We start from the raw sequence: 23,981 nt of genomic DNA, 5'->3' as shown, positions 1-23,981 counted from the left end.
TGTGTGTTGTCAGTCCCGGCGCCTTCGCGGGGTCTGCCCTGATGTTGTTCACTTGAGAATGCTGGGGCCGCTTTGCGGCCCTTTCGCGACACAAGGCCGCTCCCACAGTGAATCGTGTATGCCTCTATTTACGCGGCATGCGCGGACAGTGTGGGAGCGGCCTTGTGTCGCGATGGGCTGCGCAGCAGCCCCGGCTCTCTCAAGTGAACAGCATCAGGGCAAGCCCCCGCGAAAAGGGCCGGCACTGGCAATGCACCTACCAACTGACCTGCCGCTGCATCCGCGACGCCTGCGGCCCGATCAGCTGCGCCCCACGTAACAGCGGTGTAAGCGCGGCATCGGGGTGCAAATCAAGGCTCAACTGCGCCCGCCGCCCCAGCAGGTCGGCATCAATTACCCCCTGGTGCTGGCCGGGCGCCTCCAGCCTGGCCAACAGTCGCCATCCTTGCCGACAATCCATCTCGACAGCAGCACGCCCCAAGCCCAGCGACCAGGGTTCAACCAGCGCCAGATCCTCCACGGCAATGCGCCCTTCTGCAGCGCTGCAGCCCCAGCCGGCACCCTTCATCCGCAGCACCCCCTGCCACTGCCCGGCCAGCCGGTAACCGCTCGCGACTCTGGTTTGCGCCGCAAGTGCCTCCAACTGGCCCTGCCAGCGCCAGGGCCAGCCGTGTACACGCGCCTGCCAGCCCTGCCCCTGAAACCCAAGACGAGCCTCGGCGTCCAGACGCCAAGGGCGCAGTTGCCAAGACACCGGACCGACCTCGCCCCACTGTGTCGCCTGGCCGCGCCAAAGGCTGCCGCTGACACCTTTGGCCGACAGACCGAGACCTTCGCCAACCCAACGCGCCGGTAACTGCGCCAGCACGCTCACGGCAAACACCAGCGCCAGCCACAGCCCGCTGCGCCAACTCAAGGGCGCACCTGCAGGGCAAAACGCAGGCCGTCGCCGTCCTGCTCCAGGCCCCACTGCAGCGGCTCGACACCGTCGGCCTGCAATGCCAGCAGCCATTGCTCGAGGCGCTTCTCGTCAGCCACCTGGCCACGCAACTGCCACGTGTCATCCAGCGCTTCGACGTCAGCCAGGACGATCTGCCGTGCCTGCGCCGACTGGCGCAAGCGTTCCAGCGCCAGCACTGGGCCGTCGTGCAGGCTGGCCGCCGACTCGGCCAATGCCCGCCACTGCTTTGCCTCTTGCCAGTACGCCAAGCCTTCGCGCACCAGCAGTGATAGGCCCAGCACAACGACCACTGCCCAGGCGAGGGGGAGCCGATAGCGCTGCAAAGACGCACGATTCATCACGCTGCTCCCAAGTCGAACACTGCTTGCCACTGCCCTGGCTGGCCATCGTCACTCACCTCGACCTTGGCCCCCGCAGCGCCAGCCAGCGTTTGCCAGGCGGGCCCAGCCCCCTCCCCGGCCAGCCGCACGTGCCAGCGCTGGCCATCGAAACGCACTGCATGCAAGCGCCAGCCGGGATGCTCGCTCAGCCACTGTTGCAGTTGAGCCTGCAAGCCTTCGAGCTGGCGCAGACGCACCCGCCGTTCGTGCTGATCCTGCTGCAGGCGCTTGAGTACCAACGCCGCCTGGCGCACGCCGGTCTGCTCGCCGGTCACGGCAATCACCTGCTGGCGATAGAGCTGGCCTTGGCGCCACTGCTGGCTCAACCAGAGGCCGCCCCACACCGCGGCCAGCAGTAAACATCCCGCCGCCAGGCGCACCTGGCTACGCGGCAGGCCATGAGGCTGGCGCAGCCGCGGTGACTCGAACAGCCCGGGCAGACCATCCAACGCCATCAAGCGCGTGGGCCAACGCCCCGCCATGGAGGCGAGCGAGAGTTCGCTCCAGGGTCGCGACGGCACCTCGCCCAAGGAGCCCGGCCAGCACAGCCAGTGCTCTTGGCCATCGCTGGCGGTACCTTTGAGCAGCTCCACGCCCTCATCCCGTCGCCACGACCAACCACACCCCGGCTGCGCCACCGGCAGCAGCTGCATTTCTGCCCAGGTGCGCTCGACCACCAAGCCCCACTGCGCACACTGCTGTCGCCAGCCTTCAAGCGCAGCGCGGGCAACCACGGCCAGACGCAGTTGCCCCGGTAGCCGCTGCAGGCAGGCACACAGCACCTCTTCGCTGCTCTGCAACAGCCGCTCTTCGAGTAACAACGGCCACTCCTCGCGCTTGAGCCCGGGCGGCGCCGGCAACTGAAAATGGCTGCACAGCTGCGCCGGAACGATCAAGGCGATGCGTCCAGCGAGATGCGCCGGCGGTTCGCCCTGCCCCTCACGGCTAGGCTGGCCGCGCTCCACCAGCAGCCAGTCCCACGGCTGCCCGGCGCTGCCAGGGCGCAGCAGCAGCCAGGGCCGGGCCGGCGCTCGTCGTAACCAGTCAGGCGTCATGCGCGCCCCCTTCATGAGAGCCCATGGGGCAAGGCAAATGTGCAGACATAAGGTGCTCCGTCACGCTGCAATTGCACACGCACGCCACGACCGGGGTGCGCGGGCTGATCAGATGGCCAGGCCAGCCAGCGGCCACCCTGGTGATAAAAGACATTCCAGGCACTGACCCGCTGCAGACGCTCGCGCACCACCCACTGCGGCGCGCCCACGGCATACAGGTCGGCCGAGCTTTCCAGCAGCAGTTGCTGCTCGCGGGGCTGGTAACGCAGACGCTGGCGTTGCAGGCGCGAACCACCCTCGGCCTGCGGCCAGGCCGCGGCAGCTACCCAGAGCAGTTGATCGTGCTGCGGTTGCCAGTCGAGCCAGCGCACGGCCAATGGCAGGCGCTGCTCGTACACGCGGCGCAGCACCGGGCTGTCGAAGCGCCGCTCCAGTGCCAGGCAAAACTCCAGCACGTCAGTGTCGGCGGTCGGCGTGTCGAGCCGCTCGCGGACCTTCAGCCAGCCATTGACAAGGGCTGCGAGCATGATGCCGAGCAGCGCAGTCAAGGCCAGCGCAACCATCAGTTCGATCAGGGTCAGGCCGGCTTGACGGCGTTTCATGGGCGCTCCACAAACACGCTGTACTGGCCCAGCGGCACGCGCTGGTCGCGGTCGGCAAACAGCTGCAGATCACCCCGGCGCAAGTCGCGCACGCCGGTGCCGCGCAGCTGCAGTTGCCAATGACAGGCCTGGCTGCCCTGGTTGAGCACGCCGCTGTCGCGCTGGGTCGGCGGCCAGTACTGCTCGACGGCAAACCGCGCTTGCAGTTCACGCGCGCAGAGCAGGCCGAGCCGGTGCTGCTGGATGACCTCCTGCACAGCCAGGCGCTGGCGCAGGACCTGGCTGGCGATCACCGCCAGCACGGCGGCAATCGCCAGGGCGACGACCACTTCGAGCAGGGTGAAGCCGCGCTGACGGGCCCTCATGGGGTACTGGCCGTGTGCAGTTGACCGTCGCGCTGCCACTGCCAGCGCTGGCTGCCCTGCGGCCACTGCCACAGCACTGTGCCGGGACGTGCCCAGCCGTCGGGGGTGAAGATCAGCTGCGGGGCGCTGCTGGCAGGCCAGTCCGGGCGCAACGCCTCCGGCCAGTCGCCGAGGTGCGTCGGTTCCACCTGCCAGGCATCGCCCTCGCGGCGGACAAACTCCGGCCGCTGGCCGTTCCAGCGCAGCCCGCGCAACTGCCCGGCATGCCGGGCCAGGGTAGACTGCTCGCGGGTCTCTGCGGCCAGCCGGGCAAGGGCCTGGTCGATCCGGCTGCTGCCACTGTCGAGCCAGGCCACGCTGAGGCCGGTCATCAGCCCGGCAATGGCCAGCACCACCAGCAACTCGATCAGGCTGAAGCCGCGCTGCGCCGGCATGGGTCACAGCTCCCAGTTGCCCAGGTCGGCGTCCAGCGCCTCGCCACCCGGCACGCCATCAGCGCCCAGCGAATAGACATCGACCCGGCCATGTTCGCCCGGCATGCGGTACTGGTACGGGGTGCCCCAAGGGTCTTCGGGCAGGCGGCGAATATAGCCGTCACTGCGCCAGGCGCGCGGCACGGGTTCCTGCGCCGGCTTCTTCACCAGCGCGGCCAGGCCCTGCTCGCTGCTGGGAAAGCGCAGGTTGTCGAGGCGGTACATGTCCAGCGCCTGTTCCAGGGTTGCCAGGTCGGCCATGACCTTCTGCCGCATGGCCTTGTCCTGGTTGCCCAGCACGCTGGGCGCGACCACCGCGATCAACAGGCCGATGATGAAGATCACCACCATGATTTCCATCAAGGTGAAACCCCGTTGACGCTTGCGTCGGTGCTGCATGTCGATTCTCCTCATCACAATTGCAGGCCCTGGTTCAGTTGCATGATCGGTAGCAGTACTGCGAGCACGATGAACAGCACCACGCCGCCCATCACCAGGATCATCAGTGGTTCGAACAGCGCCATGGCCGTGTCGACCTGGCGGGCGAAGCCGCGCTCCTGGTCATCGGCGACACGTTCGAGCATGTCGGCCAGGGTGCCGCTGGCCTCGCCACTGCCGACCATGTTCACCAGCAACGGCGGAAACTGTTGGCTGGCGTCCAGCGCGCGGTGCAGGCTGGTGCCGCCCTGCACCTGCTGGCGGACCTGCTCCATGGCCAGCCGGATGCGCCGGTTGCCGACCGTCTCGGTAGCCACCTGCAGCGCTTCGAGCAAGGCCACGCCGCTGCCACTGAGAATCGCCAGGCTACGGGCCAGCCGCGCGCTTTCGAGTACCTGCAGGAGGCCGCCGATACGCGGCAGGCGCAGCAACAGCTGGTCGCGGCGCAGGCACCAGTGCGGCTTGCGCAACAGCCAGCCGCCGAGCAGCGTTGCCATGAGCGCCGCGCCGAGCAGCCAGGGCCCGGCGCTGACCAGGCCCTGGCTGATGCCGATCAGCACTGCAGTGACCAGCGGCAGGCTCTGCCCGGAATGAGCGAATTGTTCAGTGAGCTTGGGCACGACGAAGGTCATCAGGCCGACCACCACCGCCAGCGACACGCCCATCAGCACGCTCGGGTAGATCAAGGCGGTGCGCGCCTTGTGCTGCTGGCGCTGGACCTGTTCGAGGTGATCGGCCAGGCGCGTCAACACTTGGGCCAGGCGCCCGGAGCGCTCACCGGCTTCGACCAGCGCGCAGTACAGCCCGGTGAACGGTGCGCCCTGACGGGCCAGGCTGCGGGCCAGCCCCAAGCCCTCGGCCAAGGCCCCGCGCACGGCCACCAGCACGGCATGCAGCGCTGGCTGGCGCAGTTGCCGCTCGAGCGTTTGCAGGGCATCCACCAGCGGGATACCGGCGCCACTGAGGGTGGCCAACTGGCGGGTCAGCTCGCACAATTGGGCGCGACTCAGGCGCTGGCGACGCGGTTTGGCAGCGCCGCTGTCCTGGCGTTTCAGGTGCCGCGCGAACAAGCCCTGCTCGCGCAGCAACTGCCGCGCATGCCGCTCGCTGTCGGCCTGAAGGCTGGCGCCGTGGGTTTTGCCGGCGAGGTCGACGGCCTGGTAGCGATAGGTCGGCATAGGTCAGCCCTGGACCACGCGCAACACTTCGGCAAGGCTGGTCTGGCCCTGCCGGAGGCAGTCGCTGGCCATGCTCACCAGGCTCTTTCGGCGCTCGACCAGATAGTCCTGCATGGCCAGTTCGCTGGCGCCGTCGTACAACAGCGCGACCAGGCCCGGGTCCAGCTCAATGAATTCGTACAGGCCCAAGCGGCCGCTATAGCCACTGCCCTGGCACTCATCACAGCCGACTGCATGGTAGGTCTCGCTCAACCCGGCCAGCTCTGGCCACAGCTGGCGCTCGGCGCTTTGCAACGGTTGCGCCACGGCACAGCTGCACAATCGTCGCACCAGCCGCTGGGCCAGTACCCCGCGCAGGCACGAGGCGATCAGAAACGGCTCGATGCCCATGTCGCGCAAGCGCGTGACCGCGCCGACAGCGCTGTTGGTGTGCAGGGTCGATAACACCAGATGGCCGGTCAGGCTCGCCTGTACGGCGATCTGCGCGGTCTCCTGGTCACGAATCTCACCGAGCATGATCACGTCCGGGTCCTGGCGCAGGATCGCCCGCAGGCCACTGGCGAAGGTCAGCCCGGCGCGCGGGTTGATCGCAGTCTGACCGATGCCGGCAATGGCGTATTCGACCGGGTCTTCGACGGTGAGGATATTGCGGCTGCCGTCATTCAGGCTGTTGAGGCTGGCATACAGCGTGGTGGTCTTGCCCGAACCGGTCGGGCCGGTGCTGAGGACGATACCGTTGGGCCGTGCCAGGCAACTGCGCAGGCCGCGCAAGACCGCCTCGGGCATGCCCAGGTTGGTCAACGCGAGCAGACTGGCCTGTTTGTCGAGCACGCGCATCACCACCCGCTCGCCATGAATGCCGGGCAAGGTCGACACCCGTACATCGACCTCGCGGCCGGCGGCGCGCAGCGTAATGCGGCCATCCTGGGGCTGGCGCTTCTCGGCGATGTCGAGGCGTGCCATGACCTTGATCCGCGACACCAGCATGGCCGACAGCGCCCGCGGTGGGCGCAGCACTTCGCGCAGGTGGCCATCGACGCGCAGGCGCACCACCAGACTCTGCTCGAAGGTCTCGATGTGGATGTCCGAGGCGCGCAGGCGCAAAGCCTGGCCGAACAGGCCGTTGATCAGGCGAATCACCGGCGCTTCGTCATCGCTTTCGAGCAGGTCTTCGATGCGCGGCAGCTCGTTCATCAGGCTGTCCAGGTCGACCCGCTCGCCGATGCCTTCAATCAGCGCTTCAGTGCTGGCACTGCCCGCTTCGTAGAGTTGGCCAAGGCGGCTATCGAACGCCGCGGCGTCAAGGTATTCAAGCTCGCTCGGCTGGCCATGCACGCGCAGCAGTTCGTGCAACTGATCGCTGTCGGCATCTGGCCGCAGCCATAGCTGCCAGCCTTCGGCGTGCGGCAGCATGGCCAGGCCGGCTTGGCGTGCAAGGCGATAGGGCAGCATTACCAGTTGCCTCCTTCAAGCCGCGCCCGGCTCGACGGAAACACCTTGAGCAGCGGCATGCCTTCGGCCAGTTCTGGCAGTTGCAGCGGGGTGGTCTGTTGCAGGCTGCGGTACTTTTCCTGGCTCAGGCCCGCCAGGCTCGGCCCGTCACGCAGGATCCGCGGACGAATGAACACCATCAGGTTCTGCTTGGTGTTCTTGCTGGCGTCGGAGCGGAACAGCCGGCCCAAGCCAGGGATGTCGCCAAGAAACGGCACACGCTGGTTGCTGGTGCTGAGCTCGTCGCTGATCAGCCCGCCAAGAATCACCAGGCCATTGTCCTCGACCATGACCTTGGTCTTGATCTCGCGCTTGTTGGTGATCACGTCACTGGCGCTGGTGCTGTCGGCGATCGACGACACCTCCTGGACGATATCCAGGCGCACGCTGTTGTCGATGTTGACCTGCGGCTTGATCCGCAGCTTGACCCCGACTTCCTTGCGCTCGATGGTCTGGTACGGGTTGGCATTGTTCTGCGTCACCGAGCCGGTGACAAAGGGCACTTCCTGACCGACCAGGATCGACGCCTCGGCGTTGTCCAGGGTCAGCAGGGTGGGCGTGGACAACAGGTTGAAGCCGCTCTTGCCCTTGAGCGCATTGATCAACATGGCGAAGTTGAAGCCGCCACCAAAACTGCCGATGCCTGCGGTAACGCCGGTGGTGGCCGAGAGCAGATCACCCAGCGCCGTATTGTCGCCACTGGCAGCGGCCCCGGCGATGCTGGCGATATTCACTCCGTTGCTGCCGAAGTTGACGATACCGGCACCGAACTTCTCGTCAGCGAACAGCCACTGCACGCCCAGCTCCTGCGCCTGGCTGTCGGAGACCTCGGCAATGATCGCCTCGACCACCACCTGCGCGCGGCGAATGTCGAGCTGTTCGACGATGTTGCGGTAGGCCGCCAGCTCGCTGTCCGGGCCGACCATGACCACGGCGTTGGTGCCCTCTTCATACTCCAGGCGGATCCCCGAGTCGCTGGCCATGGCCAGCGCTGGCTCCTTGCCTTCGCCCTGCCCTTCCGCGGGCACGGCGCCGGTCTGGCTGAGGCCGCGCAACACCTTGACCACTTCACTGGCGTTGGCATGGCGCAGGTAGATCACTTGGGTATTGCTGTTGTGCAGGCTGTCGCTGGGCCGGTCGAGCTGGGCCAGCAAGGCCCGCACGCGCTCGCGGCTGTCGGCGCTGCCACGCACCAGCAAGGCATTGCTGCGCGGGTCGGCCACCACCTGGGCGCGGTCGGCAGCCTGTTCGCTGGCCAGCAGGCGGGTCATCAGCTGGGCGGTGTCGGCGGCGCTGGCATGCTGCAGCTTCATTACCTGCAGCGGCTCGTCACTGACCTGGTCAAGCTGGCGCAACAGGCTGTCGATGCGTTCAAGGTTGCTGCGCCAATCGGTGACCACCAGCAGATTGGCCGCCGGATACGGCGTGATCACCCCCACCCGGGGGTCGATCAACGGCTTGAGAATGCCAAGCATCTGCTCGCTGGCGGCGTTGCGCACATTGAACACGCGGGTCGCCACGCCATCACTGCTGGCGGTTTTTGCCCCGCCGGCTTCAACCGGCACCGGCTCCAGCCGCGCCGCCTGGTCGGGGACGATCTTCACGCTGCCGTTGGGCAGATCGACCGCGGCATAGCCCTGGGCGCGCAGCTGGGCGAGAAAGATGTCGTAGATCGCATCGGCGTCATGCCGGTCGACGGTGCGCACGGTGACCTTGCCCTTGACCCGCGGATCGACGATGAAGGTGGTGCCGGTGATGCGCGAGACGCTGTCGATGAATTCACCCAGTTCGGTGTCGACGAAATTCACCTCATAGACCGGTGTGCCGCTGTCGTCGAACTCCGGCTCTTCGGCCCAGGCCGGCGACAGCGCGCCCATCAGGGTCAGGCTCAACACACCGGTCATGCAGTATCGTGCAAACATCACTCATCCTTGCCGCTTGAAGCCGGTCACGGCAGGCCGTGGCGGCCAGGGCAGGCGTTCGCGCCGCCCCTGGTTGTCGAAAATCAGGCCATCGGCGTCGATGTCCTGCAGGACGATGCCGGGCGCCAGGCGCTGGCCACGGCCAAGCGTGCGCACCAACTGGCCGTAGCGCAGGACCACGACGGTGGCCGACAGCGGCTGGGCGCGCAGCCCGCCGAGGTACTGCACGGGCAGCCGGGTCAAGGGGATCAGGCCGTCGCTGACAGGTGCCTGCCAGTGGCCGACCATCAGGCCCGGCAACGGCTGTTCGCCGCTTACGTTCGCGGTCGCCGGCTGCGGCTGGCGGCTCGCTTGCAGCACGCACTGCGCGGCCAGCCAGCCGGCCAGGGTCAACAGCGCGCCATTGAGCAGCCGGTTGCGCCAGGTCACGAGGCCAGCTGCCGTGGGTGCCAGCCCGGATGACCTTGTACGTAGCGCACCTCGGGCAGTTGCAACGGCGCCAGCTGCCAGTCGCTGGGCTGGCGCGCCAGCCAGGCTTCGAGGGTCTGCCACAATGGCTCACCGGCCTGGGGATCGAACTGCAGACCAAAGGTGCGGCACAGCCCCTGGACCGCATCGAGCCCGGCAATTCGCTTGCCCTGCGGGCTGTAGCTGACGCGCCAAGCCTGGCTTTGCCAACGTGGCAGGTCCTGGCTGTTATCCAGCAGCAGGGGGTCACCGAACAATTGCTCGGCGGCGTTTTCCAGGACCTGCTCGACCTGCCGCGCGGGGGCTTCGACTACCGGCGCGGGGTAGCCGCCGGTGAGGCTGATCAGGTGTTCACGGGTGATCGCCTCGCCAGCTGCGAGTGGGTAGTCGTAGCGCAGGCCAGGCAACAGCACCGGCATGCTGCTGTCGTTAGCCAACGCCTGATGCAGCAAACGGTCCCAACTGCCGCCACGCGTGTCGCGCCGCCACAGCGCCTGCGGTGCGCGCGCCAGCGGTTGATCGAGCCAGGCGGCGTGGCCGGCGCGTTGCTGGCGCAGCACGCTGCGCAGCGGGCCGACCCGGCCCTGCGCGGCGGGGGTCAGTTGATGTTCGAAGGCGGCGAAAAAGCGTGCGTCGAACTGCCACTGGCCCGCCACCTGCTGGCAGCGCAGGCGAAACGCGCCACTGCCGCGGCAGCCGGCAAACAGCACCGGTACACGACGGCCGCTGGCCTGGGCGACCTGCACCGGGGCCGGCCACAGGTCCTGGCCGCGGGCGCACAGCAGTACGTCTATTTCAGGCAGCCGCTCGGCCAGCCACAGGCCGGGACCGGTGCCGACATCGGCCAAGGCCACGACCAGGTCCGCCTCTCGCCGCGCTTGCTGGAAGACAGGCTGCAGCGATTGATACCACTGCTTGAGCGAGGCTTTCTGATCCTGGGCGTAGGGATCGGTGACGCCCACCACCGCGATCCGCGCACCGCCGCGCTCGAACAGGCGCAGGCTTTCCAGACCGAGCGTCTTGGCCTGGTCGGGTGCAAGACCGGCAGCGAGGGTCACCGCTGAGGATTGCTTATAGAGCGCCGCGCAACGCTGCGGCCAGAGCACTCGTTCATCGCTGCTGACGCGTACTTCGCTGCCGAGCAACTGGCTGCCTTGCACTCCGCTTTCGCCTTGCGTCAGGTAGGCCAGGCCGCTGCCGTTCCAGCCCTGGCCGTTCTCCAGGGTCAGGCAGTTATGCGCACCGGCCTCGCTGCGCAACTGTTCGAGCAGCGCCGCCAACACCGGGTAGCCACCGAGCTGGGCAGCGCCCGCCTGGCTGGCGTCGAGCAATGGCGCAAGGTCGGCGTGCGCGGCACTGGCGCTGCTGCCGGTCATCCATGGCGCACGGCCGAGATGGCTGACCGGTCCCAGTCGGGTCGCCGGCACCACGGCCAGGCCGGGTTGGCGGGCATCCAGTGTATCGGCCACATACAACAGGTCGAGCGCTGCACTGCCAGTGCCTTGCCCAGGGAGCGCAGAACAGGCGCCGAGCAGCGGTGCCAATGCACCGACACCCATCCAGCTGATCACTTCGCGTCTGCCCACACTACTCGCCATCAGGCCTGCATCCTTTCCGAGTTCACTTAGGGACCCGGATATTGCGGCGCTCACATGACAGTTTAATGGCAGTTATCCGACAGTAATTTCGGAATGATCTTTCAACCACCCTTGCTAAGAGCGACTAGTTTTAAGCGGACCTTAATATTTCTGCCAAAGAATCATCACACTTGCCCTCTAAAGTCGCGGGTTCCTCCAACTCAGCCAATATAAGGACACCCTGATGAGTCGAGACACCGGCGACAACCTGGACCGGAACCTGAGCGGCAACCTGCCAATGGCCAGCGTCATGGACGCTTACCTGAGCCGTCGCACCGTGATGCGTGGCAGCCTTGGCGCAGCGATCGCGATGATCGCCGGTACCGGTCTGACAGGCTGCTTCGATAGCGGTGGCGGTTCCGACCATGATGAGGATCCGGTTACCGAGCCAGAAGTACCGAAACTCGCCCTGGGCTTCACCTCCATCCCCGGTTCGCGCACCGACGCCTGCGTCGTCGCCGCCGGCTACAGCGCCTACGTCCTGGCACCGTGGGGCACGCCGCTGAACAGCAACGGCAACCCGTGGAAGTCCGATGGCAGCAACACCTCCACCGACCAGGCCAACGCCATGGGCATGCACCATGACGGCATGCACTTCTTCCCGATCAATGGCAGCTCCGAAGATGGCCTGCTGGCGATCAACTTCGAGTACATCGATGCCGCTGCCCTGCACCCGGCCGGGCCGACCACCGATGCCAGTGGCAAGCGCCCGGTCGAGGAAGCACGCAAGGAGATCAACGCCCACGGCGCCGGCGTGGTACGCCTGAAGAAGGTCAGCGGCCGCTGGCAAGTGGTCGACAACGACCCGCTCAACCGTCGCTTCACCACCGTATCGCTGATGGACATCTCCGGCCCGTTGCGCGGCACCGATCACGTCAAGACCAAGTTCTCCCCGGCCGGTACCCAGGCCCGTGGTACCAACAACAACTGCGGCAACGGCTACACCCCGTGGGGCACCTACCTGACCTGCGAAGAAAACTGGCCGGGCATCTTCGTCAACAAGAGCACCCGCCCGGCCGACCAGGCGCGGATCGGTGTCGGCACCTCCAGCGGCCAGTACAAATGGGAAACCTGTGCCGGTGACGCCAGCGAAGTCGATGATGAGTTCGCCCGCTTCGACGTCACCCCGACCGGTGCCAGCGCTACCGACGACTTCCGCAACGAAGCCAGCACCTATGGCTATATCGTCGAGATCGACCCGTACGACGCCAGCACCCGCGCGGTCAAGCGCACTGCGCTGGGGCGCTTCCGCCACGAAGGCTGCTGCCCGGGCCTGCCGGTCGTGGGCAAGCCACTGGTCTGGTACACCGGCGACGACTCCAACAACGAGTACCTGTACAAGTTCGTTTCCACCGCAGTGTGGGACGCGGCTGACGCCACCCCGGCCGATCGCCTGGCCACCGGCGCCAAGTACATGGACCAGGGCAAGCTGTATGTCGCCCGCTTCAACGCCGACGGCAGCGGCAACTGGTTGCTGCTCGACGTCGGCACCGTGACCACTGGCGGTACTACCTTGGGCGCGCTGTATGGCGACCTGGCGGGGATCATCCTCAATACCCGTGGCGCGGCCGATGCAGTTGGTGCAACGCCGATGGACCGCCCGGAATGGACCGCGGTGCACCCGGTCAATGGTGATGTCTACCTGACCCTGACCAACAACAGCGCGCGCACTGCCGACAAGGTCGACGCGGCCAACCCGCGTGGGCCGAACCGTCACGGCCACATCATCCGCTGGCACGACAGCGACGATCACCTGAGCTTCAACTGGGATATTTTCGTGTTCGGCGCCAACGCTGCCGGCACCGCTGACATCAACCGCTCGGGCCTGACCGAACTGAACCAGTTCGCCAGCCCGGATGGCATGAGCTTCGATAGCCGTGGCGTGCTGTGGTTCGAGACCGACAACGGCGAGTCGACCCTGACCAGCTACACCAACGACCAGCTGCTGGCGGTGATCCCGACCGATCTGGTGGATGCCACTGGCAAGCAGATCCCGGTCAATGCGCAAAACCAGGTGGACCTGCGTCGGTTCTTTGTTGGGCCTAATGGCTGTGAAGTCACCGGGATCGCCTTTGCGCCAGACAACAAGAGCATGTTCGTCAATATCCAGCACCCGGAAAACTGGCCGTACAACGATGTCGCCACCGATGCGACCCCAGCGGGCGCTACCGTGCGGCCGCGGGCTTCGACGGTGGTGATCCAGCGTAATGATGGCGGTGAGATCGGTACTGCCTGATCCGGCCTCTTTGCGGGTCAAGCCCGCGCCTACAGGATTTGCGTCCCATGCGCCTTCCGGGCTCTACGCAAAACCTGTAGGAGCGGGCTTGCCCCGCGAACACGGGCAAAGCCCGTGCCATCCATCGCGATACCGGTGTCAGTAACAAGACTGCAAACATCCCGAGCACTATCAGCAGCTACCACGCCAGCGGCTCACGCCCGCGCACCCGCACCCGCTGCGCCGGCACCCGCGCATGCCACTGCACCACCCCCAGCGCCTCCACCTGAAACTGACTGCGCAAGCTCAACCCCTCCTCCTCGAACGACAACTGCAACAGATAATGCCCACTGTTGAGCAGCAAGCCCTCGCTCAACCGCGCAAAGGTCTCGTCATCCACCGCCCCCAACGCCTGGCGTAACGCCGCCGCGTCGACATACCCCGCCGCTGGCCGCCCACTGACAATCCGGCTAAGCAACGAACGCGGATAACGCCCCTCGTACAACGCCTCCAGCAGCCCCAGATGCTCAAGCCCCAGCGCATTGGCATTGAGCCGCCAGCCACTGGTCTGCGGCAAGGCACACAGCATCGGGTAGCGGCTTTGCCGAGTCGCATCCGGCTCAAGCAACAGGTTCAGCTCACTGGCGTCGACCATGGGCTGATTGGCCGCCAGCCGCGCTGGCTGCTGGCGCAGGTACTGCGCGCTCTCGGCGCCTTGCAGACGCGCATCGCTGTCACTGTCGAGCCAGTCCGCCAGCGCGTGCACCAGCCGCTCAGCGGCCATGTCATCGCCCAGCAGTTGGCGCAACTGGCGCTCGGCGCGCTCACCATCCTCGCCCAGCAACGCGTTGACGTTGAAGCAGGTGTGCTGATCACGCACCCGCAACTGCGCCTTGCCGGCGCCAAAGTCATAGTTCAGCGGCTGCCCGCGCAAGGCCTGCCAGAACAATGGGCTCGCCCGCCAGGCAGGGTCGCGCAAGGCCTGCTTGGCATAGGCCAGCCCCGCCTGCTCCATGGCCCGCGCCTGTACCCGCTGCTGCAACAGGCGCACTTCATCAACCTGCCGACGGCCACCTTCGACCAGCCAGGCCAGCCCTGCGGCAATCATTGCCAGCGCCACCATGACCATCAGCAACGCCGCGCCGCGTTGTCGTCCACCGCCCATCCTTGCCACCGTTCTGATTGTACAAAGGCGCCAGTCAACACCGTGCGTGTTGCAGGCAGATGGCAAGACCATCGACAGTCATCTGCTCGTCATCAACGGCAGGCAGGATTGCCTCTCTTTTCATGGCCTTACAGGAGTAGTCGCAAATGGGTGGCATCGGAATCTGGCAACTGGTGATCGTGCTGATGATCGTGTTTCTGCTGTTCGGCACCAAGCGCCTCAAGGGCCTGGGCAGTGATGTTGGCGAGGCGATCCAGGGTTTTCGCAAGTCGATGGGCGGCGACGCTGACGCCACCCCGACGACTCATGCTCAAGTCCAGCAACAGCCGCCGCTGAACGGCCAGCCCGTGCAGCAGGCACAAACGGACCGCCAGGCCTGATGTTCGAGGTAGGCTTCACCGAGCTTGTACTGGTAGGCGTGGTCGCCCTGCTGGTGCTCGGCCCCGAACGCCTGCCGGTGGCGGCGCGCACACTCGGGCGCGGGCTGGGCCAGGCGCGCCGTGCAATGCATGCGTTGCGCACGCAAGTGGAACGGGAAATCGACTTGCCGACGCTGGACAGCGCACCGCTGCAGCGTCTTGAGCAGGACATCCGCCAGGGCATCCGCCTCGAAGTGGAACCGGCCAATGACGCCGCTGCGCCGCAGCCAGCGCCACTACCGGCGAAGGAGAGCAGCTCATGAGTGTGGCCATGCAACCTGAGGCGCGCATGCCGCTGACCGAGCACCTGCGCGACCTGCGCAAGCGCCTGATGCGTGCCCTGCTGATCATCGGCGTGCTGTTTGCCGGGCTGTTCCCGTTCGCCCAGACCCTCTACACGCTGATTTCCGAGCCGCTACGGCGCTATCTGCCGGAAGGCACCAGCATGATCGCCACCAGCGTGACCTCGCCATTCTTGACGCCGTTCAAGCTGACCGCGATGTGTGCGTTGTTCCTGGCCATGCCGTTGCTGCTGCACCAGGCCTGGGGCTTCATCGCTCCCGGGCTGTACAAGCGTGAACGGCGCATAGCGCTGCCGTTGCTGCTGTCGAGCATCGTCTTGTTCTATGGCGGGATGGCGTTCGCGTTCTTTCTGGTGTTCCCGATGATGTTCGGCTTCTTTGCCAGCGTGACCCCGGACGGGGTGGCGATGATGACCGACATCGGTCTGTACCTGGATTTCATCATGGCGCTGTTTCTGGCGTTTGGGCTGGCCTTCGAGATCCCGGTGGCGACCTTCATCGTGGTCTGGGCGGGGCTGACCGATGTGGCGGCCCTGCGCAAGAGTCGGCCTTACGTGATCGTCGGTTGCTTTGTGGTGGGGATGATCCTGACGCCGCCGGATGTGTTTTCCCAGACGATGCTGGCAGTACCGATGTGGGTTCTGTTCGAGGTGGGGTTGCTGGCGTGCGGGATGTTACGCCGGCCTGGGGAAGGCCGAGAGGTTGTTGATGAATGAGCCGACGTCTTCGCGGGACAAGCCCGCTCCCACATGGACAAAGGTGATACATCACCCAGCCCGAAAGTGCGCCGCACTCCCTGTAGGAGCGGGCTTGTCCCGCGAAGAGGCCAGTAAAGGCTAGAACTGAGCGAGCTGCCAGACCTCATAGGCTGGCGTCTCGTACGGGTGGCTCTGCTTGAGCGCAGCGACGACCTGAGCGATCAGGTCGTCGGCCACCACCAGCTCCACCTTCCATTCGTCCACCATCTCGACCTGGCCAGCCTGCCCGAGAAACGGCTGGCTGCCGCCCAACGGGCGAAACTGGCCCTGGCCGAGGGTCTGCCAGGCGCAGTGGTCATAGCCGCCGATACGTCCGCCGCCAGCGGCGAACACAGCGGCCTTGACCACGTCGACATGGCTCGCCGGGACGAAGAAGGCGAGCTTGTACATCGCTTAGTTCACCCAGACCCGCGCATTGCGGAACATGCGCATCCAGGCTGCATCTTCCTGCCACTCATCCGGACGCCACGAGTTCTGCACGGCACGGAACACACGCTCCGGGTGCGGCATCATGATGGTCACGCGGCCGTCGCGGCTGGTCAGGCCGGTGATCCCGCGCGGCGAACCGTTAGGGTTGGCCGGGTAGGTTTCGGTGACCTTGCCGTGGTTGTCGACAAAGCGCAGCGCGACGCAGCCGGACAGGTCGGCTTCAAGCAGTGCCTCCTGGCTGGCGAACTCGGCATGGCCTTCACCGTGGGCAATGGCGATCGGCATGTGCGAACCGGCCATGCCCTGGAGGAAGATCGAGTTGGACTTCTGCACCTCGACCATCGCCACACGCGCCTCGAACTGCTCCGAGCGGTTACGCACGAAGTGCGGCCAGTACTCGGTGCCCGGGATCAGCTCGTGCAGGTTGGACATCATCTGGCAACCGTTGCACACACCCAGGGTGAAGCTGTCGGTACGCTCGAAGAAGGCCTGGAAGGCATCGCGGGCACGGCTGTTGAACAGCGCCGACTTGGCCCAGCCCTCACCGGCACCGAGCACGTCACCGTAGGAGAAGCCACCGCAGGCAACCAGGCCCTTGAAGGCTTCCAGATCGACGCGACCGGCGAGGATATCGCTCATGTGCACGTCGATGGCGTTGAAGCCGGCACGGTCGAACGCTGCCGCCATCTCGACCTGGCCATTGACGCCCTGCTCACGCAGAACGGCCACTTGCGGGCGCACGCCCTTCTTGATGTACGGCGCAGCGATGTCCTGGTTGACGTCGAAACCGAGCTTGACGCTCAGGCCCGGGTTGTCTTCCTCGAGCAGGCCGTCGTATTCCTGGTCGGCGCAGTCGACGTTGTCGCGCAGGCGCTGGATCTGGTAGCTGGTTTCTGCCCACTGGCGCTGCAGCAGGCGACGGTCGCCCTTGAACAGCACCTGGCCCGCCAGCTTGATCAGCACTTCACCGTTGTTGATTGGCTGACCGATCACTGCAACGCAGTCTTCGCCCAAGCCAGCCGCGCTGAACTGTGCCAGCACATCAGGCGTAGCGTCCTGACGCACCTGGATCACCGCACCCAGCTCTTCGTTGAAGAGGATGGCCGCGACTTTCTCTGGCTTGCCGGTCAGGGTGTCCAGCTCCAGGTCCAGGCCGCAGTGGCCGGCGAAGGCCATTTCCAGTGCGGTGGTCAGCAGGCCACCGTCGGAACGGTCGTGGTAGGCCAGCAGGTGACCGTCGGCGTTGAGGCCCTGGATCACGGCGAAGAACGCCTTGAGGTCTTCAGCGTCGTCGACGTCCGGCGCTTGCGCACCGAGCTTGCCGTGGGTCTGGGCCAGGATCGAGGCGCCCATGCGGTTTTTACCGCGGCCCAGGTCGATCAGGATCAGGTCGGTTTCGCCCTTGTCCATGCGCAGTTGCGGGGTCAGGGTCTTGCGGATATCAACCACCGGGGCGAAGCCGCTGACGATCAGCGACATCGGCGAAGTGACGCTCTTCTCCGCGCCCTCTTCGCTCCACTTGGTCTTCATCGACATGGAGTCCTTGCCCACCGGAATGGTCAGGCCCAGCTCAGGGCACAGTTCCATGCCGACGGCCTTGACCGTGTCGTACAGGCGGGCGTCTTCACCCGGGTGGCCGGCAGCCGACATCCAGTTGGCCGACAGTTTGATGTCGGACAGCTTGCCGATGTGCGCGGCAGCCAGGTTGGTCAGGGTCTCGCCGATGGCCATGCGGCCGGACGCCGGAGCGTCGAGCAGGGCCAGCGGGGTACGCTCGCCCATGGCCATGGCTTCACCGCTGTAGACGTCGAAGCTGGTCGCGGTGACGGCGCAGTCGGCCACCGGAACCTGCCACGGGCCGACCATCTGGTCGCGGGCAACCAGGCCGGTGATGGTGCGGTCGCCGATGGTGATCAGGAAGCTCTTGCTGGCAACAGCCGGGTGACGCAGGACGCGCTCGACCGAGTCGCTCAGTTGCAGTTCGCTCGGATCGAAATCGTCGCCAAGCTCCGCTTCACGGGTCACCGAACGGTGCATGCGCGGCGGCTTGCCGAGCAGCACGTCGAGCGGCATGTCGACCGGGGTGTTGCTGAAGTGGCTGTCGGTCACGGTCAGGTGCGGCTCTTCAGTCGCTTCGCCGACTACTGCGAACGGGCAGCGCTCGCGCTCGCAAATGGCCTTGAAGCGCTCGAAGTCGGCGGCATCGACCGCCATCACGTAACGCTCCTGCGACTCGTTGCTCCAGATTTCGTGCGGGGCCATGCCCGGCTCGTCGTTGGGCACGTTGCGCAGCTCGAAGCGGCCACCGCGGCCACCGTCGTTGACCAGCTCAGGGAAGGCGTTGGAAATACCGCCAGCGCCGACGTCATGAATAAAGGCGATCGGGTTCTGGTCGCCCAGCTGCCAGCAGCGGTCGATAACCTCTTGGCAGCGGCGTTCCATTTCCGGGTTTTCGCGCTGTACCGAGGCAAAGTCGAGGTCTGCCGAGCTGGCACCGGTGGCCACCGACGAAGCGGCGCCGCCGCCCAGGCCGATCAGCATGGCCGGGCCGCCGAGCACGATCAGCTTGGCGCCAACGGTGATCTCGGCTTTTTGCACGTGGTCTTCACGGATGTTACCCAGGCCACCGGCGAGCATGATCGGCTTGTGGTAGCCGCGCACTTCTTCGCCGTGCGGGGTGTTGATCGACTGCTCGAAGGTACGGAAGTAGCCGGTCAGGGCCGGGCGACCGAATTCGTTGTTGAACGCCGCGCCGCCCAACGGGCCATCGACCATGATGTCGAGGGCGGTGACGATCCGCTCAGGCTTGCCGTAGGGCTTTTCCCAAGGCTGTTCGAAGCCCGGAATACGCAGGTTGGACACGGTGAAGCCGGTCAGGCCAGCCTTGGGCTTGGCGCCACGACCGGTCGCGCCTTCGTCACGGATCTCGCCACCGGAACCGGTGGAGGCACCGGAGAACGGCGAAATGGCGGTCGGGTGGTTGTGCGTCTCGACCTTCATCAGGATGTGCACCGGCTCCTGCACCGCACCGTACTGGCGGGTCTCAGGGTTCGGGAAGAAGCGCCCAGCGACACTCCCGACGATCACCGAGGCGTTGTCCTTGTAAGCGGACAAGACGCCTTCGCTGTGCATCTGGTAGGTGTTCTTGATCATGCCGAACAGGCTTTTTTCCTGCGACTGACCGTCGATGTCCCAACTGGCGTTGAAGATCTTGTGACGGCAGTGCTCGGAGTTGGCCTGGGCGAACATCATCAGTTCGATGTCGTTCGGGTTGCGCTTGAGGCCCTGGAAGGCCGCCACCAGGTAGTCGATCTCGTCTTCGGCCAGGGCCAGGCCGAGGTCGATGTTGGCTTGCGCCAGCGCCTCACGGCCGCCCGCGAGGACGTCCACCGAGGTCATCGGCTTGGGCTGGGCGTGGCTGAACAGATCGCCCGCCTCTTCCAGACGGGCCAGCACGCGCTGGGTCATGCGGTCGTGCAGCTCGGCGGCGATCAGTGCGGCATCGGCATCGCTGAAGCTGCCGGCGACGTAGTAGGCGATACCACGTTCCAGGCGGTGGATGGTCTGCAGGCCGCAGTTGTGAGCAATGTCGCTGGCCTTGCTCGCCCAGGGCGAAATGGTGCCCAGACGCGGAACCACCAGGAACAGGCGGCCGTTTGGCTCCTGCACCGGTACGCTTGGTCCGTACTTGAGCAGACGAGCCAGCACCTGCTGCTGGTCAGCGGTCAGCTCACCGTCGACTTCGGCGAAGTGGGCGAATTCGGCATACAAGCCGGTAACAGCGGGGACTTTCTGGCTCAGTTGCTCAAGGAGCTTACCGTGGCGAAAGGCAGAAAGGGCAGGAGCGCCGCGCAGGATCAACATCGTCGGGACAGCCTCAGGAAGGGGTGTGCTTAGAGGCCGTGCATTCTAGCGTAATTTAAGCGGTTCCGGCACCCGCCCGACACCAATGCTGCCGGGCGGCGGAACCGGACTCCAAGGTCAAAAAAACAGTGGCAAGCGGCAAGGTGCAAGCGGCAAGAAAAAAGCGAATAGCGCACACCCCGCTTTTACTTGTAGCGTGCCGCTTGCAGCTCACAACTGAGGTTTGCTAGCAGACCTGCCTTTCATTGTCGAGATATGGCAGGCGCGGCCCTTTGCGTATACTGCAACCTATGTTCGCCCACACTGCTTTACGCCAGCGTTGCGCCAAGTGGCTCTTCGCAACCGGACTCTTCCTGATGCTCGGTGCCTGTGTTGAAAAACCCAGCACCCTCGAACGCGTCAAGGAGGACGGCGTGCTGCGCGTTGTTACCCGCAACAGCCCGGCCACCTATTTCCAGGATCGCAACGGCGATACCGGCTTCGAGTACGAGCTGGTCAAGCGTTTCGCCGATGATCTGGGGGTGAAGCTGGAGATCGAAACCGCCGACAACATCGACGAAATGTTCAATCAACTGGGCAAACCGTCCGGCCCGGTCCTGGCTGCGGCCGGCCTGGTCAGCAGCGAAAAGCGCACCACCCAGGCGAAATTCTCCCATCCTTACCTGGAAGTCACGCCGCAAGTCATCTACCGCAACGGCCGCTCACGGCCGACTCAGGCCAAGGGCTTGCTCGGCAAAAAGATCATGGTGCTCAAGGGCAGCAGCCACGCTGAACAGCTGGCGGCGCTGAAAAAGCAGTTTCCTACACTGGAATACGAAGAGTCTGACGCGGTCGAGGTGGTCGACCTGCTGCGCATGGTCGACGAGGGCCAGATCGACCTGACCCTGGTCGATTCCAACGAGCTGGCCATGAACCAGGTCTACTTCCCCAACGTGCGCGTGGCCTTCGACCTCGGCGAATCCCGTGACCAACGTTGGGCGGTGGCCGCTGGCGAAGACAACAGCCTGCTCAACGAGGTCAACGAATTCCTCGACAAGGCGCAGAAGAACGGCACCCTGCAGCGCCTCAAGGACCGTTACTACGGGCATGTCGACGTACTCGGCTATGTCGGCGCCTATACCTTTGCCCAGCACCTGCAGCAGCGCCTGCCCAAATACGAAAAGCATTTCAAGAACTCGGCCAAGGTCGAGGAAGTCGACTGGCGCCTGCTCGCGGCGATTGGCTACCAGGAGTCGCTGTGGCAGCCTGAAGTCACCTCCAAGACCGGCGTGCGCGGCCTGATGATGCTGACCCAGCGCACCGCCCAGGCCATGGGCGTGTCCAACCGGCTGGACGCCAAGCAGAGCATTACCGGCGGCGCCAAGTACTTCATGCTGGTCAAAGAGCAGCTCGACGACAGCATCAAGGAGCCAGACCGCACCTGGTTTGCCCTCGCCGCCTACAACGTCGGCAGTGGCCACCTGGAAGACGCCCGCACCCTCGCCAAGCGTGAGAAGCTCAACCCGAACAAATGGCTGGACGTGAAGAAGATGCTGCCGCGGCTGTCGCAGAAGCAGTGGTACAGCAAGACCAAGTACGGCTACGCCCGTGGCGGCGAGCCGGTGCATTTCGTGGCCAACATCCGGCGTTACTACGACATCCTGACCTGGGTGACCCAGCCGCAGCTCGAAGGCCAGGTCGCCGAGGGCAACCTGCACGTGCCTGGGGTCAACAAGGACAAGCCGGCGGAGCAGTCGCCGCCGATGTAGTGTCAGTGCGGGCCTCTTCGCGGGGCAAGCCCGCTCCTACAGGGCTCGAGGCGCCCACAAAACCTGTAGGAGCGGGCTTGCCCCGCGAAGAGGCCCGCACTGGCTCACCCCAAAACCTGCTACCCCTTCGCCCGCCGCGCCTTGAAGAAGTCACTGAGCATCTGCCCGCACTCCTCCGCCAGCACGCCACCCTCATACATCACCCGATGATTGAGAAAGCCCTGGGTAAAGAACTGCCCCTGGCTCTGCACGATCCCCGCCTTGGGCTCCAGCGCGCCATACACCACCCGCGCCACCCGTGAATGAACAATCAGGCCAGCACACATGCTGCACGGCTCCAGGGTCACGTACAGCGTGCTGCCCGGCAGACGGTAATTGCTCGCTGCCGTGGCCGCTGCGCGAATTGCGACCATTTCGGCATGTGCACTGGGGTCGCTGTCGACAATCGGTCGGTTGAAGCCACTGCCGATCACCTGCCCATGCTGCACCAGCACGGCGCCGACCGGCACTTCGCCCAGGGCCGCGCCTTCGCCGGCCAGCTGCAGGGCCAGACGCATGAATTCCTGATCACGGCTGCGATCGATGATTTGCGGGCGCATCAGACCACCGCAATCGCGGCCATCAGGCCGGTTTCCATGTGGTCGATGACATGGCAGTGGAACATCCAGGTGCCGGGATTATCCGCCACCAGCGCCACCTGGGCGCGTTCGTTCTTGCCCAGCAGGTAGGTATCGGTGAACCACGGCTCGACGATCTTGTGGCGATTGGAGCCGATGACCTTGAAACTCATGCCATGCAAGTGAATCGGGTGCTGGTACTGGGTCATATTTTTCAGTTCGAAGATGTAACTCTTGCCTTTCTGCAGCGTGGCGATCGGCCGGTCGGCGCAGGTCTTGTCGGTGATGTCCCAGGCCTTGCCATTGATCTGCCACAGGCTTGGTGGCCGGCCGCTGTCGGTGTCGACCGAGACCTTGCCCACCCACTCGAAATTGAAGTTGATCTTCTCGGCATTCTCCAGATCCGGCTCGGCAATCGGGTTGGCCGGCAGAGCCTTGGGCCAGTCGCCTGGCGCCTGTTGGGAAGCGACCGAACGCAAGGTGCCCAAGCGTACGAAGCCATCGCGCAGAGAGATTTCCTCACCCGCCTGGGGAATGCGGATAGCCAGGCAGATGCGCATGCCCGGCCCCAACCAATAGTCGTCGTCCAGTGGCCGCGGCGTGACCGGGTTGCCGTCTAGGGCATAGATCATCGCCTCGCAGTTACCACGCAGGTTGATCCGGTAGGTCCAGGTGTTGTCCAGATTGAGCAGACGCACCCGCACCACTTGGCCTGCCGGCAGCTCAGTGACCGACTCGGTCTGGCCATTGATGGTGATCAGCCGCCCGGCGGTGCCGTTGCGCGCGGCCTCGCGGGGGATGCTGAACGGCAGCCAGGCGCCCTGCTCGTCGACGTGCCAGTTTTTCAGGCTCAGCGCGCGCTCGTGCTGGAAACCGGTAGGCTCGCGCTCTTCAACGATCAGCGGGCCGACCAGACCGCGACCGAGCTCTTCGGAGCTGCTCACATGCGGGTGGTACCAGTAGCTGCCGGCATCCGGCACGCGGAACTTGTAGTCGAAGAATTCGCCCGGCTTGACCGGCAGCTGCGACACGTACGGCACACCGTCCATTTCCAGCGGCAGGCGGATACCGTGCCAGTGGATGGTGGTTTCAACCGGCAGGTGGTTGATGAAGCGCACCCGTAGCCAGGTGCCTTGGCGCACGCGCAATTCGGTGCCCGGCGCCGATGGACCGAAGGCCCAGGCTTCGGTCTTGAACCCCGGCACCAGCTCGACTTCCAGCGGTGCGGCGATCAGTTCGTAGTCATGCCCGGCATTCTCGTCCTCGACCTTGCCCAGCCAATAGCGCGCTGCGCCTCCAGCGCCCAGGCCAACCACGACCAAGCCAGTCAGGCCTTTGAGCATTTGTCGACGGGTAAAGGACATCGGTGCGGGTACCTCATTCAAGCGCGATCAGTCTGCCAGCAGGGGCTGGCGAGGAAGGGCGAATACGATACACCTGCAAGTGAGAAAGATTAAGTGAAGTGTTGGGACGGGTGTGAAGTGCGAGCCTTGG

22 protein-coding genes are annotated in these 23,981 nt (G+C 65.4%); 5 read left to right on the top strand and 17 right to left on the bottom strand.

Going from position 1 to position 23,981, the window contains the following annotated elements; translation table 11 throughout:
* Positions 1-256: 256 nt before the first annotated feature.
* From J3B00_RS07875 to J3B00_RS07820, 12 genes are read right to left on the bottom strand one after another with little or no spacing between them, the layout of a single operon-like run.
* The gene (locus tag J3B00_RS07875) at positions 257-916 is read right to left on the bottom strand and encodes a general secretion pathway protein GspN (RefSeq protein ID WP_209866413.1); all 660 of its coding nucleotides are present in this window, start codon (positions 914-916) and stop codon (positions 257-259) included.
* Positions 913-1,299, bottom strand: a complete 387-nt coding sequence (gene gspM, locus J3B00_RS07870; RefSeq protein WP_209866410.1) for a type II secretion system protein GspM — start codon at positions 1,297-1,299, stop codon at positions 913-915. Before gspM ends, J3B00_RS07875 begins: the two co-directional genes overlap by 4 nt.
* A complete protein-coding gene (gspL, locus tag J3B00_RS07865) occupies positions 1,299-2,396 on the bottom strand; it encodes a type II secretion system protein GspL (protein WP_209866406.1) in 1,098 nt (365 codons plus the stop codon). Before gspL ends, gspM begins: the two co-directional genes overlap by 1 nt.
* A gap of 11 nt (positions 2,397-2,407) precedes the next feature.
* Positions 2,408-2,998 carry a prepilin-type N-terminal cleavage/methylation domain-containing protein gene (locus J3B00_RS07860; protein WP_209866403.1) on the bottom strand — a complete coding sequence of 197 codons (591 nt, stop codon included), beginning with the start codon at positions 2,996-2,998 and terminating at the stop codon, positions 2,408-2,410.
* Positions 2,995-3,363, bottom strand: a complete 369-nt coding sequence (locus tag J3B00_RS07855) for a type II secretion system protein GspI (RefSeq protein WP_209866400.1) — start codon at positions 3,361-3,363, stop codon at positions 2,995-2,997. Before J3B00_RS07855 ends, J3B00_RS07860 begins: the two co-directional genes overlap by 4 nt.
* Positions 3,360-3,797 carry a type II secretion system minor pseudopilin GspH gene (gene gspH, locus J3B00_RS07850; RefSeq protein ID WP_209866395.1) on the bottom strand — a complete coding sequence of 146 codons (438 nt, stop codon included), beginning with the start codon at positions 3,795-3,797 and terminating at the stop codon, positions 3,360-3,362. Before gspH ends, J3B00_RS07855 begins: the two co-directional genes overlap by 4 nt.
* A gap of 3 nt (positions 3,798-3,800) precedes the next feature.
* Positions 3,801-4,235 carry a type II secretion system major pseudopilin GspG gene (gene gspG, locus J3B00_RS07845; protein WP_209866392.1) on the bottom strand — a complete coding sequence of 145 codons (435 nt, stop codon included), beginning with the start codon at positions 4,233-4,235 and terminating at the stop codon, positions 3,801-3,803.
* Between the two features lie 14 nt (positions 4,236-4,249).
* Complete coding sequence (gene gspF / locus J3B00_RS07840) at positions 4,250-5,452, bottom strand: type II secretion system inner membrane protein GspF (RefSeq protein WP_209866389.1); 1,203 nt, start codon at positions 5,450-5,452, stop codon at positions 4,250-4,252.
* Positions 5,453-5,455: 3 nt separating this feature from the next.
* Complete coding sequence (locus tag J3B00_RS07835; protein WP_209866386.1) at positions 5,456-6,904, bottom strand: ATPase, T2SS/T4P/T4SS family; 1,449 nt, start codon at positions 6,902-6,904, stop codon at positions 5,456-5,458.
* Positions 6,904-8,865 (bottom strand): type II secretion system secretin GspD, encoded by a 1,962-nt coding sequence (gene gspD / locus J3B00_RS07830; RefSeq protein ID WP_209866383.1) that lies wholly within the window; start codon positions 8,863-8,865, stop codon positions 6,904-6,906. Before gspD ends, J3B00_RS07835 begins: the two co-directional genes overlap by 1 nt.
* A 3-nt stretch (positions 8,866-8,868) precedes the next feature.
* Positions 8,869-9,294, bottom strand: a complete 426-nt coding sequence (locus J3B00_RS07825; RefSeq protein WP_209866380.1) for a pilus assembly protein PilZ — start codon at positions 9,292-9,294, stop codon at positions 8,869-8,871.
* Positions 9,291-10,931, bottom strand: coding sequence for a lipoprotein UxpA (locus tag J3B00_RS07820; protein ID WP_209866377.1), 1,641 nt, complete (start codon positions 10,929-10,931; stop codon positions 9,291-9,293). Before J3B00_RS07820 ends, J3B00_RS07825 begins: the two co-directional genes overlap by 4 nt.
* A 223-nt stretch (positions 10,932-11,154) precedes the next feature.
* Here J3B00_RS07820 and J3B00_RS07815 point away from each other — a divergent pair, with 223 nt between their 5' ends.
* On the top strand, positions 11,155-13,206 hold the full coding sequence (locus J3B00_RS07815; protein WP_209866374.1) for a PhoX family phosphatase: 2,052 nt from the start codon (positions 11,155-11,157) through the stop codon (positions 13,204-13,206).
* Between the two features lie 178 nt (positions 13,207-13,384).
* Here J3B00_RS07815 and gspK read toward each other — a convergent pair whose 3' ends face one another.
* Positions 13,385-14,350, bottom strand: coding sequence for a type II secretion system minor pseudopilin GspK (gspK, locus tag J3B00_RS07810; RefSeq protein ID WP_209866370.1), 966 nt, complete (start codon positions 14,348-14,350; stop codon positions 13,385-13,387).
* A 146-nt stretch (positions 14,351-14,496) separates the two neighbouring features.
* Between gspK and tatA the strand changes: the two genes are divergently transcribed.
* From tatA to tatC, 3 genes are read left to right on the top strand one after another with little or no spacing between them, the layout of a single operon-like run.
* Positions 14,497-14,730 carry a twin-arginine translocase TatA/TatE family subunit gene (gene tatA / locus J3B00_RS07805; protein WP_209866366.1) on the top strand — a complete coding sequence of 78 codons (234 nt, stop codon included), beginning with the start codon at positions 14,497-14,499 and terminating at the stop codon, positions 14,728-14,730.
* Positions 14,730-15,032 (top strand): Sec-independent protein translocase protein TatB, encoded by a 303-nt coding sequence (gene tatB / locus J3B00_RS07800; RefSeq protein WP_209866363.1) that lies wholly within the window; start codon positions 14,730-14,732, stop codon positions 15,030-15,032. The genes tatA and tatB overlap by 1 nt, the downstream gene beginning before the upstream one ends.
* On the top strand, positions 15,029-15,787 hold the full coding sequence (gene tatC, locus J3B00_RS07795) for a twin-arginine translocase subunit TatC (RefSeq protein WP_209866360.1): 759 nt from the start codon (positions 15,029-15,031) through the stop codon (positions 15,785-15,787). The genes tatB and tatC overlap by 4 nt, the downstream gene beginning before the upstream one ends.
* A gap of 120 nt (positions 15,788-15,907) precedes the next feature.
* On the opposite strand, the gene J3B00_RS07790 is transcribed toward tatC, so the two are convergent.
* Both J3B00_RS07790 and purL read right to left on the bottom strand, forming a co-directional pair.
* Entirely contained in the window at positions 15,908-16,219 is a 312-nt protein-coding gene (locus J3B00_RS07790; protein ID WP_209866356.1) for a YqfO family protein, read from the bottom strand.
* 3 nt (positions 16,220-16,222) lie between these two features.
* Positions 16,223-20,122, bottom strand: coding sequence for a phosphoribosylformylglycinamidine synthase (gene purL, locus J3B00_RS07785; protein WP_209866353.1), 3,900 nt, complete (start codon positions 20,120-20,122; stop codon positions 16,223-16,225).
* 290 nt (positions 20,123-20,412) lie between these two features.
* On the opposite strand from purL, the gene mltF reads away from it, so the two are divergent.
* Positions 20,413-21,870 carry a membrane-bound lytic murein transglycosylase MltF gene (gene mltF / locus J3B00_RS07780; protein WP_209874678.1) on the top strand — a complete coding sequence of 486 codons (1,458 nt, stop codon included), beginning with the start codon at positions 20,413-20,415 and terminating at the stop codon, positions 21,868-21,870.
* 119 nt (positions 21,871-21,989) lie between these two features.
* Here the strand turns inward: mltF and tadA are convergent, their stop codons facing one another.
* Complete coding sequence (gene tadA, locus J3B00_RS07775) at positions 21,990-22,469, bottom strand: tRNA adenosine(34) deaminase TadA (RefSeq protein WP_209866351.1); 480 nt, start codon at positions 22,467-22,469, stop codon at positions 21,990-21,992.
* Complete coding sequence (locus J3B00_RS07770; RefSeq protein ID WP_209866348.1) at positions 22,469-23,851, bottom strand: multicopper oxidase family protein; 1,383 nt, start codon at positions 23,849-23,851, stop codon at positions 22,469-22,471. Before J3B00_RS07770 ends, tadA begins: the two co-directional genes overlap by 1 nt.
* Between the last annotated feature and the right edge of the window lie 130 nt (positions 23,852-23,981).

This window comes from Pseudomonas sp. BP8 (assembly GCF_017875955.1).
Lineage (GTDB): Bacteria > Pseudomonadota > Gammaproteobacteria > Pseudomonadales > Pseudomonadaceae > Aquipseudomonas.
Note: the sequence above shows the minus strand (reverse complement) of the source record. Positions and strands in the feature narration are given on the sequence as shown.